At 60.2% G+C, this 13,202-nt stretch carries 15 protein-coding genes; 4 read left to right on the forward strand and 11 right to left on the reverse strand.

Going from position 1 to position 13,202, the window contains the following annotated elements:
* The first annotated feature begins 153 nt into the window (after positions 1–153).
* Together AC3WN7_RS08920 and AC3WN7_RS08925 are read left to right on the forward strand one after the other, a co-directional pair.
* On the forward strand, positions 154–1,701 hold the full coding sequence (locus AC3WN7_RS08920; protein ID WP_095966608.1) for a phospholipase D family protein: 1,548 nt from the start codon (positions 154–156) through the stop codon (positions 1,699–1,701).
* A gap of 526 nt (positions 1,702–2,227) precedes the next feature.
* A complete protein-coding gene (locus AC3WN7_RS08925) occupies positions 2,228–2,833 on the forward strand; it encodes a transglycosylase SLT domain-containing protein (protein ID WP_095966609.1) in 606 nt (201 codons plus the stop codon).
* Between the two features lie 122 nt (positions 2,834–2,955).
* Here the strand turns inward: AC3WN7_RS08925 and AC3WN7_RS08930 are convergent, their stop codons facing one another.
* Together AC3WN7_RS08930 and AC3WN7_RS08935 are read right to left on the reverse strand one after the other, a co-directional pair.
* Positions 2,956–3,150, reverse strand: coding sequence for a hypothetical protein (locus AC3WN7_RS08930; RefSeq protein WP_095966610.1), 195 nt, complete (start codon positions 3,148–3,150; stop codon positions 2,956–2,958).
* Positions 3,151–3,243: 93 nt separating this feature from the next.
* Positions 3,244–4,086: an NmrA family NAD(P)-binding protein gene (locus AC3WN7_RS08935; protein WP_095966611.1), complete on the reverse strand. Its 843-nt coding sequence runs from the start codon at positions 4,084–4,086 to the stop codon at positions 3,244–3,246.
* A gap of 179 nt (positions 4,087–4,265) precedes the next feature.
* On the opposite strand from AC3WN7_RS08935, the gene AC3WN7_RS08940 reads away from it, so the two are divergent.
* Positions 4,266–4,922 (forward strand): TetR/AcrR family transcriptional regulator, encoded by a 657-nt coding sequence (locus tag AC3WN7_RS08940; RefSeq protein WP_095966612.1) that lies wholly within the window; start codon positions 4,266–4,268, stop codon positions 4,920–4,922.
* A 33-nt stretch (positions 4,923–4,955) separates the two neighbouring features.
* Here the strand turns inward: AC3WN7_RS08940 and AC3WN7_RS08945 are convergent, their stop codons facing one another.
* From AC3WN7_RS08945 to AC3WN7_RS08980, 8 genes are all read right to left on the reverse strand, one after another.
* Entirely contained in the window at positions 4,956–5,240 is a 285-nt protein-coding gene (locus AC3WN7_RS08945) for a hypothetical protein (RefSeq protein WP_007975979.1), read from the reverse strand.
* Between the two features lie 207 nt (positions 5,241–5,447).
* Positions 5,448–5,678, reverse strand: a complete 231-nt coding sequence (locus AC3WN7_RS08950) for a hypothetical protein (protein ID WP_007975977.1) — start codon at positions 5,676–5,678, stop codon at positions 5,448–5,450.
* Positions 5,679–5,807: 129 nt separating this feature from the next.
* Positions 5,808–6,029, reverse strand: a complete 222-nt coding sequence (locus AC3WN7_RS08955; protein WP_095966613.1) for a hypothetical protein — start codon at positions 6,027–6,029, stop codon at positions 5,808–5,810.
* A gap of 72 nt (positions 6,030–6,101) precedes the next feature.
* Positions 6,102–7,127, reverse strand: coding sequence for a DNA topoisomerase IB (locus AC3WN7_RS08960; RefSeq protein ID WP_102675186.1), 1,026 nt, complete (start codon positions 7,125–7,127; stop codon positions 6,102–6,104).
* 75 nt (positions 7,128–7,202) lie between these two features.
* Positions 7,203–8,282 (reverse strand): molybdenum ABC transporter ATP-binding protein, encoded by a 1,080-nt coding sequence (gene modC / locus AC3WN7_RS08965; RefSeq protein WP_102675185.1) that lies wholly within the window; start codon positions 8,280–8,282, stop codon positions 7,203–7,205.
* A 3-nt stretch (positions 8,283–8,285) separates the two neighbouring features.
* Positions 8,286–8,966 carry a molybdate ABC transporter permease subunit gene (modB, locus tag AC3WN7_RS08970; protein WP_015094922.1) on the reverse strand — a complete coding sequence of 227 codons (681 nt, stop codon included), beginning with the start codon at positions 8,964–8,966 and terminating at the stop codon, positions 8,286–8,288.
* A 1-nt stretch (position 8,967) separates the two neighbouring features.
* Positions 8,968–9,735, reverse strand: a complete 768-nt coding sequence (modA, locus tag AC3WN7_RS08975) for a molybdate ABC transporter substrate-binding protein (RefSeq protein ID WP_095966616.1) — start codon at positions 9,733–9,735, stop codon at positions 8,968–8,970.
* 124 nt (positions 9,736–9,859) lie between these two features.
* Positions 9,860–10,927 carry an NAD(P)H-dependent flavin oxidoreductase gene (locus AC3WN7_RS08980; protein WP_095966617.1) on the reverse strand — a complete coding sequence of 356 codons (1,068 nt, stop codon included), beginning with the start codon at positions 10,925–10,927 and terminating at the stop codon, positions 9,860–9,862.
* A 211-nt stretch (positions 10,928–11,138) separates the two neighbouring features.
* Here AC3WN7_RS08980 and acuI point away from each other — a divergent pair, with 211 nt between their 5' ends.
* Entirely contained in the window at positions 11,139–12,122 is a 984-nt protein-coding gene (gene acuI / locus AC3WN7_RS08985; RefSeq protein WP_095966618.1) for an acrylyl-CoA reductase (NADPH), read from the forward strand.
* Here the strand turns inward: acuI and ada are convergent, their stop codons facing one another.
* The gene (ada, locus tag AC3WN7_RS08990; RefSeq protein ID WP_102675184.1) at positions 12,123–13,187 is read right to left on the reverse strand and encodes a bifunctional DNA-binding transcriptional regulator/O6-methylguanine-DNA methyltransferase Ada; all 1,065 of its coding nucleotides are present in this window, start codon (positions 13,185–13,187) and stop codon (positions 12,123–12,125) included.
* Between the last annotated feature and the right edge of the window lie 15 nt (positions 13,188–13,202).

The following is a 13,202-nucleotide window of genomic DNA, read 5'->3' on the forward strand; positions in this document are numbered from 1 at the left end:
CTCTGCAGGGAACCGGTAGATTTCGACACGCTGCCTGAAACGGGCTTTACTGGAACAAGTCGTGCGGATTATCGAGGGCTGCATGTTCTCGGCAGCCGGTACTGGCTGGATGCCGGGTCCCTATCTACACCCGTCGATGTTGAGGGCCAGCCCATGTCCCGGTTCCTCTGCGCCATGTTGTTCGCGCTGCTGCTAGTCGGCTGCGCCACCACGCGCTTGCCCCATGACTTCAGCGAGGCGATCCCCGCCAGTGAATCGGCTTTCGGGCGTTCGATCCAGGCTCAGGCCGCCGCGCATGAGGGGCGTTCGGGTTTTCGCTTGCTGCCCAACAGCAGTGAAGCATTCCGGGCGCGCGCCGAGTTGATCCGCAATGCGCAGAAATCCGTCGATCTGCAGTACTACATCGTGCATAACGGTCTCAGCACCCGGGCACTGGTTAATGAAATGCTGCTGGCTGCCGATCGCGGCGTACGGATACGTATGCTGCTCGATGACACGGCCACCGACGGCCAGGAAGAAGTCATCGCTACCCTGGCGGTGCACCCGAACATCCATATCCGCGTCTTCAACCCTTTGCATCTGGGCCGCAGCACCATCGTCACTCGAACCATGGGCCGCTTGCTTGATCTTTCCCAACAACACCGACGCATGCACAACAAACTGTGGCTGGCTGACAACAGCGCAGCCATCGTCGGCGGACGCAACCTGGGGGATGAATATTTCGACGCCAAGCCCGATCTCAACTTCACCGACATGGACCTGCTTTGCATCGGCCCGGTCGCCGAGCAGTTGGGGCACAGCTTCGATCAGTACTGGAACAGCGCCTTGAGCCAGTCGATCAGTGACTTCCAGATCAACAAGCCGACAGCACAGGACTTGCTCAAGAGCCGCCAACGTCTGGAGCAGTCGCTCCAGTCCTCACGTACCGAGCACAGGGCGTTGTACGACCATCTCATGACCTACCAGACTCGACCGCAACTCGAGACTTGGCGCAAGCAGCTGATCTGGGCCCATAGCACGGCGATGTGGGACGCTCCGAGCAAGGTCCTGGCTGACGGCGAACCTGCACGCGCGTTATTGATGGCCACACAACTGCGGCCTGAACTCGATGGCGTCAGTAACGAGCTGATCATGATCTCGGCCTACTTCGTCCCGCAACAGTCGGGCATGGACTATCTACTGGGCCGTGCCGATGCCGGCGTTGATGTGCGCCTGCTGACCAACTCACTGGAAGCCACCGATGTGCCGGCGGTGCATGGCGGCTATGCACCGTATCGCAAGACGCTGCTCGAACATGGCGTGAAACTCTTTGAGCTGCGGCGTCAGCCGGACGATCCCGGCCGCAGCTCTTCGTTTGGATTCAGTGGTGGCTCGGACTCCAGCCTGCACACCAAGGCCATGATCCTGGACAAGCAGAAAGTGTTCATCGGCTCGTTCAATTTCGACCCGCGTTCAGTGTTCTGGAACACTGAAGTCGGGGTGCTGGTCGACAGTCCCGAACTGGCCGGCTATGTGCGCCAGGCGGCGCTTGATGGCATGGCGCCGGCCATGAGTTACCAGGCCCGACTGGAAAACGGTGAAGTCGTCTGGTTCACCGAGGACGACGGCCGCCAACATACCTTGAGCAAGGAACCCGGCGGCAAATGGCGCAGCTTTAAAGCCTGGCTCAGCGACAAGGTCGGCCTGGAGAAGATGCTCTGAATCGAAACCCGGAGTCCCCCTCTGGTCTCGTCGTGCAACAGGGATTTACAAAGAACCCTTTCGATAAGGGTGACGCGATCAAGCTGAAAGTCTTCTGACGTTTTTGCCTGCAATTGCCTGACTCAGGCACCTTGCAGGAGCCGGCTTGCCAGTGATGGTCGTTAACGATTACACGTGTGAACTGGATAAACGCGGCGCACTGGAGTCCATCGCCAGCAGGCTGGCTCCTACAGTTTTAGCGTGGGCGCGGCCCCTTGTGGGAGCTGGCTTGCCAGCGATGGTCGTTAACGATTACGCGTGTGAACTGGATGAACGCGGGGCACTTGAGTTCATCGCCAGCAGGCTGGCTCCTACAGTTTCCCGCGTGGGCACGGACCCTTGTGGGAGCTGGCTTGCCAGAGATGGTTGTTAACGATAGCGCGTATGAACTGGATGAACGCGGCGCACTGGAGTCCATCGCCAGCAAGCTGGCTCCTACAGTAGTTACCCGGGATTGTGCGAAGAACCTTATTTTTGAGCGTGATGAATGACACAACGAAATTTTTTGCTGTTGGCTTTGTTGTTCATGTTTTTGACAGGTTGCACGACCACGCCACCCAAGGATCAAGACAATCTCTGCAGTATTTATCGTGAATATCCAGACTGGTACGAGGACTCGCTGGAAATGCAGAGTGAATATGGGACACCACTGCATGTGGCCATGGCCATCATGAAGCAGGAAAGCAGCTACGTGGCGGACGCATTGCCGCCGCGTGACTACCTGCTCTGGGTGATCCCCTGGGGGCGAGTCAGTTCGGCCTACGGTTATGCGCAGGCTCAGGACCCGGTGTGGGGTGAGTACAAGGACAGTACCGGCAACGGCGGTTCACGTGACAGTTTCGACGACGCGATCATGTTTATCGGCTGGTACACCACGGGCACGCAACGTCAGCTCGGAATCTCCAAATGGGACACCTACAATCAGTACCTGGCTTATCACGAGGGGCGTGGGGGCTTTAGCCGCAATTCCTATCGCAGTAAACCGTGGCTGATGCAGGTTGCCCGGAAAGTGCAACAGCAATCGGAGATTTACAACGCCCAACTCAAGCAGTGTCGCCAGGCGCTGGAAGATGATCGCGGTGGGTGGTTCTAGCGCGGCAGAGACTCCGCTAGCGGGCGTTATGGGGGATCAAGGGCTTGCCAGCGAAAGCCGATGCAAGCCCTTGCGGTTTCTGCGCCATCATTTCTGTCTTGATGGTGGTTGCCGGATTTTTTTCAGGAAGCCGGGCCGGTCTTGCGACGATCGCTGCCGGTCGGGTTGCCGGTGTTGATCAGCCTTCTTTCCAGCAATACGTTTTCCAACGCCTGGCGGTCGGACGGGGTCAATTGATGCTCTCGCTCCTTGAGTTCCAGCAGGATCGGGGTGGACCACTGGCGGTAGGTTTGTTCCGCACTACGATTGAGTGACATGCGTTTTCTCCTTGATCAGGCTCCTGCCAATAAAGGCACCGCAGTTCGATACGCAAGACACCCTAGCCGACGAACCCTGTTCTCGCCAATGCGTTACATCGGACGCCCGTTACCCCAGATGCCCGCAGCCGCGGTGCGCTGCACGTAGTCGCTGAAGTCGCGCGCCGGCCGTCCCAGTGCCCGCTGTACGCCATCGCTCACGGGTGTGTTGCGGCCGTCAAGCACGGTGGTGAAGAGGTACAGCACCAGATCGATCAACGCCGGGGGAAGTTGCTCCTGTTCCATTGCCTGTCGATAGGCGTGCGCCGGTATGGCCACGAACTCGATGTTGCGATGGGTGGCACGGGCAATCTCGGCCACGGCGTCGGTAAAGGTCAACGCCCGAGGACCGGTCAATTCATAGAGCAGGTGTGTGTGCCCGGGTTGGGTCAATGCGGCGACGGCGCACTCGGCGATGTCGTCCGCATCGACAAAGGGTTCGGCGACCTGGCCGACGGGGAGTGCGAGTTCACCTTGCACGATGGGTTCAAGAAAGTGCGCCTCGCTGAAGTTCTGGCAAAACCAGCTGGCCCGCAGAATCGTCCAGTCAATCCCGCTGTCCTGTACGACACGTTCGGCCTGTTCTGCTTCGACTTCGCCGCGCCCGGATAACAACACCAGTTTGCGGACTCCGCTTTTCACCGCCAGATCGGTGAAAGCCTGGATGGTTTCGACAGCACCTGGAACGGCGAGATCGGGCTGGAAGGAAATGTAGGCCGCATGAACCCCCTCGATTACCGCGTCCCAGGTTGATCGATCCTCCCAGTCGAAAGGAGGATTCGCATCGCGGGAACCCTGGCGAACGGGCAGGCCGGCCGCTTCGAGTCGTTGGATGATTCGCCGACCGGTTTTGCCGGTGGCGCCGAGGACCAGCAGGGTTTGCTGAGCGGTGTTCATCGCGTTCATCTCCATCGGTTAATGTGAGTAATGCTCACATTAAAAATATGATAGATCCTCATGTTTGTGCGTCAACCCATCGGATCGAATCGCCCGACGGGTGGACATCTGTTGTTTGGCATGGGGATGGGCGATGCTAAGGTGAGTACATGTCACGTTATTGATCGGGAAATTCACTCGTGCGCAAAAAGCCCCCTGAAGCCCTCGAACAGCCTGCTGCAGAAGCTGTTCGGCGTAATCCCACGCAACAGCGCAGTCGCGAGCGTCAGGAGCGGATTCTGACCGCGGCGACTCAATTGATTGCAGACAAGGGCAGCGATCAGCTCAAGATGAGTGAAATCGCCGAGCGCGCGGAAATCTCGATCGGTTCTCTTTATCAGTATTTTCCCGACAAGAGCGCCGTCATCCGAACGCTCGCCGAACGCTACAACGCTGAGAGCCGTCGTTGCATTGAACAGGCATTGGAGGCTGTCGAGGATGCCCAGGGTTTGCAGGCCGCCTATTCGCAGTTGCTCGATCTGTATTACGAAATCGTGATGGCGACACCGGTGATGCGTGACATCTGGTCCGGCATGCAGGCCGACAAGCAGTTGTTGCAGCTGGAGCTGCAGGAGAGTCGGGTGGCCGGAGCGCTGCTGGCCCAGGCCATGCTTCGTGTATATCCGCAAAGCGATGAGCTGAAGGTCCGGCAATCCGCGTTTTTGATCTGGCACCTGGGCGAGGCGACCATGCGGCTGGCTGTCACTTGTACGCCAGGGGAAGGGCGCGCGCTGGTCGAGGCGTTCAAGCGCATGTCCCTGCGCGAGGTCATGGAGCCAGCGTGCAGGGACATCTGATCGCAGTAAAAGCCTGGTAGCTGTTTCAATTGCTTAGACGAAAGGTTGGCCGGCAAATCCCCGTGGCAGTCGTTGCAGGCCGGCCATCGCGGTCAGTCGTTCGGTCCAGGCTGAACGCCAGTTATCGGCGGTGTGCACGGCTTTGGCTTTGCGTGCTGCGCGGCGGGCGGCGTTGCGTTCAGCCTTGCGGGCTTCTTTGTAGGCGTCGGTGTTTCGGCAGCTTCTGCATTTCACCCGATTGAGTTCGCGGGTCGATACCAGGTTGTTGCCGTGGTGACCGCAGGCCAGGTGCCCGCTGACTTTGAAATGAGTGACCATTGGAACGTCTCCTTGGTGACGTGTGATCGGTTGACCCCACGTGAGCGGTGACGTTCGATTGGTTTTGCGCAACAAAAAATCCCGGCACGAGGTCGGGTTGCAAGAGAGGGGAAAAACTCGGCAGGCAGACAGCTATCCGGAGGCGTCAGTGCCACCGGTCATGCTGCCCGAATCGGGCCTGTCCTCGTACCGCGAGTCCGTGGCGGATCATCTGAACCGAGGCAGAGGCCGGTCGACAGGCTGGAGAGAAGACAGCGTGTGCCGGATCAGCGGCGTGTCCTTCTCGATGTCGTTCAGGCGATCACGAATTCTGAGGGCGGTGGGGTGTCCGCCTTGATGATCGACCCAGTCGGCGATTTCCTTGCAGGCCGCAGCCAGGCGCGCCTGACGGGAGTCCAGCAAGGTGAGCAGGGTGGTGATGGACTCTTTTTCGGACATGGGAGACACCTCCGTTCAAGAAACCTGGTGTGGCAGCAAAAAGCCCGCTGGGAGCGAGCTTTCTGCCGTTGGGGTCGCTGTTCCTTCAGCCATTTCAGTATAGACCCGTTAAAAAATGGTGACAGGCCCTCAAACTTGTCGGGCTGTCACTTGTGATTTGGCGTTCAACTGCCGGCAAACTCGCTGAGCGTCTTCTTCAGTGTCGTAGCCATCGCCGATAAAGCCTTGGGTGCGGGTATCGGCGATGCGATACCAGACCGCGGCATCCGGAGGCAGATGGTCATTTTCACCCGCACGGCGGCCATGGATGATGATCTTGTTGCAACGCTTCACGACGAAAATGTCTTCCATGGCGTCTCCGCAGCGGATTCGTGTTCAGTTCAACTATAGAAGTCATTGGTGATCGTGCAAAAAATAGGCAGGTCAACTCGTCGGTTCAGGCGCGACGGGCATTCTCTCAAGGAAGTTCGCCAGTCTGACCTCCTCGGCCGATAGCCCCTTGCGCGCCCTGGTTCTTGGCAGTTGCGCCAGATCACCGAGAAGAAAGCCATCCAGCACCGCGGGGTGGATATAGCATTTGCGGCACACCGCCGGGGTATTGCCGAGCTGCCTGGCCACATTCTTGACCATTTCCACCAGGTGCCGCCTGGCATCCGTTTCAGGCTCCCAGTGCAGTTTGCGCAACATCGCCAGGGCCAGGACGCTGCCGGCCCAGGTGCGGTAATCCTTGGCGGTGAAATCGGCGCCGGTGAGGGTTTGCAAATAGCTGTTGATGTCGGATGAACTGACGGTGTGCCGGTCTCCGTTTTCATCCAGATACTGAAACAGGTTCTGCCCGGGAATGTCCTGGCAGCGTTTGATGATCCGCGCCAGTCTTCGGTCTTTCACGGTGATCTGGTGCTCGACGCCACTTTTGCCGCGGAACTGGAACAGGATGGCGCTGCCGTTGATCTCCACATGGCGGCTGCGCAAGGTCGTCAGGCCGTAGGAGCGGTTGTCCCGGGCATATTGGCTGTTGCCGATACGGATCAACGTCGTGTCCAGCAGGGTGATGACCGTGGCCATGACTTTGTCGCGACTGAATCCCGGTGCCGCCAATTCGGCTTCCAGTCGCTGACGCAGTTTCGGCAAGGTCAGCCCGAACTCACGCAGGCGCAAGTATTTGTCGGCGTCGCGCACCTCCCGCCAGCGCGGATGATAACGGTATTGTTTGCGACCCCGGGCATCCCGGCCGGTGGCCTGCAGGTGCCCGCATGGATCGGCGCAGATCCACACTTGGGTATAGGCGGGTGGCACCGCGAGTGCGTTGAGGCGTTTGATTGCCTCCGGGTCGGTGATGCGCTGGCCAGCCGGGTCGAAATAGGCGAATTTTCCCCGCAGTTTCCTGCGGGTGATGCCCGGTTGGGTGTCATCGACATAATGCAAGTCAGGCGGCAGTGCATCGGGCATGACAGGCGTCCTGGGCGAGGAATCACGGGGCGTTACAGCCATGGACCGCGCCCCGCTGCAGTCGTGCCGGCGGATTTACGCCAGTACTGCGACCGCTTTGATTTGTGCCCAGAGTTGCTGGCCAGGGTGGACGTTCAGTTGATCGCGGGAATAGCGCGTGATCCGCGCCAGTAGCGGCGTACCGGCGGCGTCCAGGCGAATCAGCACATGGGCGGCGTTGTCGGCGTTCATTTCACTGACCACAGTGACCGGCAGGCGATTGAGAATGCTGCTTTGCCCGGCACTGTGCAGGTTCAGGCTGACATCCCGCGCCTGGACCTTGCAGCGCAGTGCCTGGCCTGCATCCATGGGCGTATGCGGTACCCGAATGTTCAGGCTGGTGCCGGGCAATTGCAGGCTCAGCAATTGATAGTCGGCGTCATAGGCGCTGACACGACCTTCGATCACCACACCGGCGTCGTCCCCCATGGCCAGCGGCAAGTCGAGGCGCGCCAGGGTCTGGCTGATCGGACCGCTGGCCAGTGCCTTGCCGTGGCTGAGCAACACGATATGGTCGGCCAGCCGCGCGACCTCATCCTGGGAGTGGCTGACGTACAGCACCGGAATGTCGAGCTCGTCGTGCAGCCGCTGCAGGTAAGGCAGGATTTCACTTTTGCGTTGGGCATCCAGCGCCGCCAGGGGCTCGTCCATCAACAACAGTTTCGGGCTGGTGAGCAAGGCGCGGGCGATGCCGACGCGCTGTCGCTCGCCGCCTGAAAGGTGTTGCGGATGGCGGTCCAGCAAATGGCGGATGCCGAGCAATTCGGTGGCGTGGGCCATGTCGACCCGACGCTGAGGTTTCGGGATGCGCTTGAGGCCGAACTCCAGGTTGGCCAGCACCGACAGATGAGGAAACAGGCTGGCTTCCTGGAACACGTAGCCCAGCGTGCGTTTGTGCGGTGCGACGAAAACCTTGTTTGCGCTGTCTTGCCAGACTTCATCGTTGACCTGGATAAAACCCTGGTCGGCCCGTTCCAGACCGGCGATGCAGCGCAGGCAAGTGGTCTTGCCCGAGCCGGAATGACCGTAAAGCGCGGTGACGCCACGGCCCGGCAGTTGCAGGTCGACGTCCAGGGCGAAGCCTGGGTAATCCAGTTTCAGGCGCATGTGAATCATCGCTCAGCTCCAGCCCGCTTTGGTTTTTCGGCTGGAATACAGCGCCAGCAAGACAACAAACGAGAACACCAGCATCGCCCCGGCCAGCCAATGGGCCTGGGCGTATTCCATGGCTTCGACGTGATCGTAGATCTGCACCGAGACCACGCGGGTCTTCTCGGGAATGTTGCCGCCGATCATCAGCACCACGCCGAACTCGCCGACCGTGTGGGCGAAACCGAGAATGGCGGCGGTAATGAAACCGGGGCGGGCCAGGGGCAGGGTCACGCTGAAAAAGGTGTCCCAGGGATTGGCCCGCAACGTTGCGGCCACTTCGAGCGGGCGCGTGCCAATGGCGGAAAAAGCGTTTTGCAGCGGCTGGACGACAAAGGGCATCGAATACAACACCGAGCCGATGACCAGCCCTGCAAAACTGAACGTGAGGGTGCCAAGACCGAGTGATTGGGTGAACTGGCCAATGAATCCGTGAGGGCCTAGCGCCAGCAGCAGATAAAAACCGATCACGGTCGGTGGCAACACCAGCGGCAGGGCGACAATCGCCCCGACCGGACCGCGCAACCAGGAGCGGGTGCGCGAAAGCCATAACGCAATCGGAGTGCCGACAATCAGCAGGATGACGGTCGTCAGGGACGCCAGTTTCAGGGTCAGCCAGATGGCGGAAAAATCGGCACTCGATAGCGACATTTTAGATTTCGTAGCCGTAGGACTTGATGACAGCTGCCGCCTTAGGCCCCTTGAGGTAGTCAACCAATGCCTTGGCGGCCGGGTTGTCCTTGCCCTTGTTGAGGATCACGGCGTCCTGCTTGATCGGGTCGTGCAGGCTGGCCGGAACGATCCAGGCCGAACCGCTGGTGATCTTGCCGTCCTTGTAGATCTGCGACAGCGCGACAAAACCCAGCTCGGCGTTGCCGGTGGAGACGAACTGATAGGCCTGGGTGATGTTCTGGCCTTCAACGATCTTGTCCTTGACCTTGTCGGTCAGACCTTCCCTGGCCAGTACCTGGGTCGCCGCCAGGCCATAAGGCGCGGCCTTCGGATTGGCGATGGACAGGTGTTGGTACTCGTTCTTTTTCAGCACGTCGCCCTTGGCATCGACGTAGCCTTCCTTGGCCGACCATAGCGCCAGGGTGCCGACTGCGTAGGTGAAGCGCGAACCCTTGACGGTATCGCCTTCGGCCTCGAGTTTTTTCGGGGTGCTGTCGTCTGCCGAGAGGAACACTTCGAACGGCGCGCCGTTTTTGATCTGGGTGTAGAACTGGCCGGTGGCACCAAAGGCGGTGACCAGTTTATGCCCGGTATCCTTTTCGAAATCAGCGGCGATGGCCTGGATGGGCGCGGTGAAGTTGGCAGCGACAGCCACCTGGACTTCGTCCGCCTGGGCTGAGCCGAAGGCGAATACGGCGAGCAGGCTCGTGAGGCATGCAGGGGTAAAACGTGAGGCGCGAAGGGTCATGAAACGGCTCCGTTAAAGGCTATTGCAGCAGGGGTGAATCGTTATGTAGAGAAATATATAGCGAATTGCCTTTAAACGGAATGTGTTGCGTTAAAATTGTATACAATTTTAACGCAGGTTATGCTCAGAGGCGACCTAGCAGCCTCGCTAATCCTTCTTCAGCCAGTTTTCGAGTCAGTGCCTCGGTGGTCAATTCAACGCCGAGAGTAAATGCCTGGCCGGCCCAGAGGTTGCTGAATTCCGCTTCACCTTTGGCCCGCAACGGCATCAACGCGCCACCGGCCAGGGGGAAGGCCGGGGCCTTGGCGCTCATGGGGCCCAGTTCACGCATCACCCGATTAAGAATGCCCCGGGCCGGGCGGCCGGTGAACACGTTGGTCACCGCCGTCTCGCTTTCCTTGGCGGTGCGCAACGCTTTGTGATGGGACGGGCTGACCTTGGCCTCCGGGGTGAACAGGTATGCGGTGCCCACCTGTACCGCCGACGCCCCCAGCATGAAGGCAGCGGCGACGCCTCGTGCATCAGCGATGCCGCCAGCGGCAATCACCGGTACTTTCACTGCATCGACGACTTGCGGCACCAGGGCGAAAGTCCCCACCTGGCTGCTCAGGTCATCGCTGAGAAACATCCCGCGATGGCCTCCGGCTTCATAGCCCATGGCAATGATCGCATCGCAGCCATGCTGCTCCAGCCACACGGCTTCTTCGACGGTGGTGGCCGAGGACAAGACTTTCGCACCGGTGGCTTTGACCCGGTCGAGCAGGGACTTTTCCGGCAAGCCAAAGTGGAAGCTCACCACCTCGGGGCGAAACTCTTCGATCACTTGGCAGGCCGCGTCATCGAACGGCGCTCGATTGGACACCGGGGTTGGCGCATCGAAATCGGCGCCGAGTTCCTGGTAGTAGGGTTGCAGCAGATTTTTCCAGTCCTGCGCGCGTTGCTCATCAGGGGCTGGAGGCTGATGACAGAAGAAATTGACGTTGATCGGGTGCCGGGTGTGTTGGCGGATGGTTTTCAGCTCTTCGCGCAGTTGATCGATGCTCAGCATCGCCGCGGGCATCGAGCCGAGGCCGCCGGCATTGCAGGCCGCAATCACCATGGACGAGTTTGTGGCACCGGCCATCGGCCCCTGAATGATCGGCAGTTCGATCCCGAGCAGGTCAAGAATGCGGGTATCTGGCCATGGGTTCATGTGCTGTGTTCTCCGACGTTGAAGCAGGGCAGGGACGGTAGAACAGGATTTGTAACGCAACGATTGGCGCAAGGCCAGTCGTCTTTTCATTTCGCCAGGCTTGCTTCGCGCCGATGGGGTGGCTGATTGGCTTATAGTCGAGTACGACAATCTGTTGCCATGTGTTATTTCAAATGCACCACAACCCGACTGATTCCATTGAGAGGCCTTAATGTTCAAAGGTATTTTGATCGACAAAGACGACAGCGGTTACCGGGCCACACTGCAAGAGATCCAGGACGATCAGTTACCCGAGGGCGATGTCACGGTGCGTGTCGCCTACAGCACGCTGAACTTCAAGGATGGCCTGGCGATCACCGGCAGCAGTCCGGTGGTGCGCAAGTTCCCGATGGTGCCGGGCATCGACCTTGCCGGTGTGGTCGAGGTCAGCGGGCATCCGGACTACAAGGTCGGTGACCATGTCCTGCTCAATGGCTGGGGCGTAGGGGAAGGGCATTGGGGCGGCCTGGCGCAAAAAGCTCGCCTGAACGGTGACTGGCTGATCCCGCTGCCCAAGGCATTCACCGCCGCCCAGGCGATGGCCATCGGTACGGCCGGCTACACGGCCATGCTGTGCATCCTGGCTTTGGAACATAACGGTGTGACGCCCGGGCAGGGTGAAATCCTGGTCACCGGCGCCAACGGTGGCGTCGGCAGTTTCGCCATCGCGTTGCTGAGCAAGCTTGGCTATCGAGTGGTCGCGTCCACCGGACGTACGTCGGAGCACGACTACCTGAAGCAACTGGGCGCCAGCGAAATCATCGATCGCGCCACGCTATCCGAGCCGGGCAAACCCTTGGCCAAGGAGCGCTGGGCGGCCGTCATTGATTCGGTCGGCAGCCACACCCTGGCCAATGCGTGCGCCAGCACCAAGGCCAATGGCACCGTCGCGGCCTGCGGTTTGGCGCAGGGCATGGACTTTCCGGCGTCCGTTGCGCCCTTCATTCTGCGCGGTGTGACCCTGGCCGGCATCAACAGCGTGACCCAGCCCAAAGCCAAGCGCGTGGAGGCCTGGAGTCGCCTGGCCGAGGACCTGGACTTCAACCTGTTGCCGTTGATCAGTCACGAAATTGGCTTGAGCGAAGCCATTGAGGCCGCACCGCGCTTGCTTGCCGGGCAATTGCGCGGCCGCGTGGTGGTGGATGTGAATCGCTGATTACCGCGATTCGCGCTCCAGCAACTGGCGTTTGCGCTCGACACCCCAGCGATAGCCCGAGAGATTGCCATCGCTGCGCACCACGCGATGGCACGGGATCGCCACGGCCAGGCTGTTCGCGCCGCAGGCTTGAGCGACGGCGCGAACGGCTTTTGGCGAACCGATGCGTAGCGCGACATCGGCGTAGCTCGCCGTGCTGCCAACGGGAATCTCCCGCAGTGCTTGCCAGACCCGCTCCTGAAATGCGGTGCCGCGTACATCCAATGGCAGGTCCAGGCCAATCGCCGGGGCTTCAATAAAGCCGACGACCTTGGCAATCAACGCTTCGAACGCCTGATCGGCGCCAATCAAATTGGCTCGCCGGAACTTGTCTTGCAGATCACAAACCAGTTGGTGCGGATCATCACCGAGCAAAATCGCGCAAACCCCGCGTTCACTTTGCGCCACCAGAATCGCCCCCAGCGAACACTGGCCCACGGCAAAACGAATGTTGTTGTTTTGCCCGGCCGCGCGGTAGTCCCCGGGTTTCATTCCGAGCAACTGGTCTGCCGCTTCGTAAAACCGGCTGTTGGAGTTGAAGCCGGCGTCATACAGGGCATCGGTCACCGAGCCGCCGTCTGCCAGGCGCTCGCGCACCTTGCGTGAACGATGGGCATCGGCGTAGCCCTTGGGCGTCAGGCCGGTGACGGCTTTGAACACGCGATGGAAGTGGAAGCTGCTCAATCCCGCAGCCTCGGCCAAGTCGCCCAGGGTGGGCAGCGTTTCGGCGCTTTCAATCTGGCGGCAGGCAGCGGCCACGGTGGCGGCATGCTGCGCGGCGAGTTCGCTCTGATCCTTTGCCGCGCGCTTGCTCGGACGATAACCGGCGGCCCGGGCCTGTTCGGCGCTATCGAAGAATTCGACATTGTGTGGCTTGGGCAGGCGCGCGAGGCTGCTGGGGTTGCAGTAGATGCCTGTGGTCTTCACGGCATAGACAAACTGCCCGTCAGCCTTGGGGTCGCGCGCGACCACGGCGGCCCAGCGCGGATCGTTTTCGGTGGTGATCCTGGTCGATCGGGTTGTCATGGCGTCACGTCCTTT

The organism is Pseudomonas sp. FW305-70, assembly GCF_058783925.1.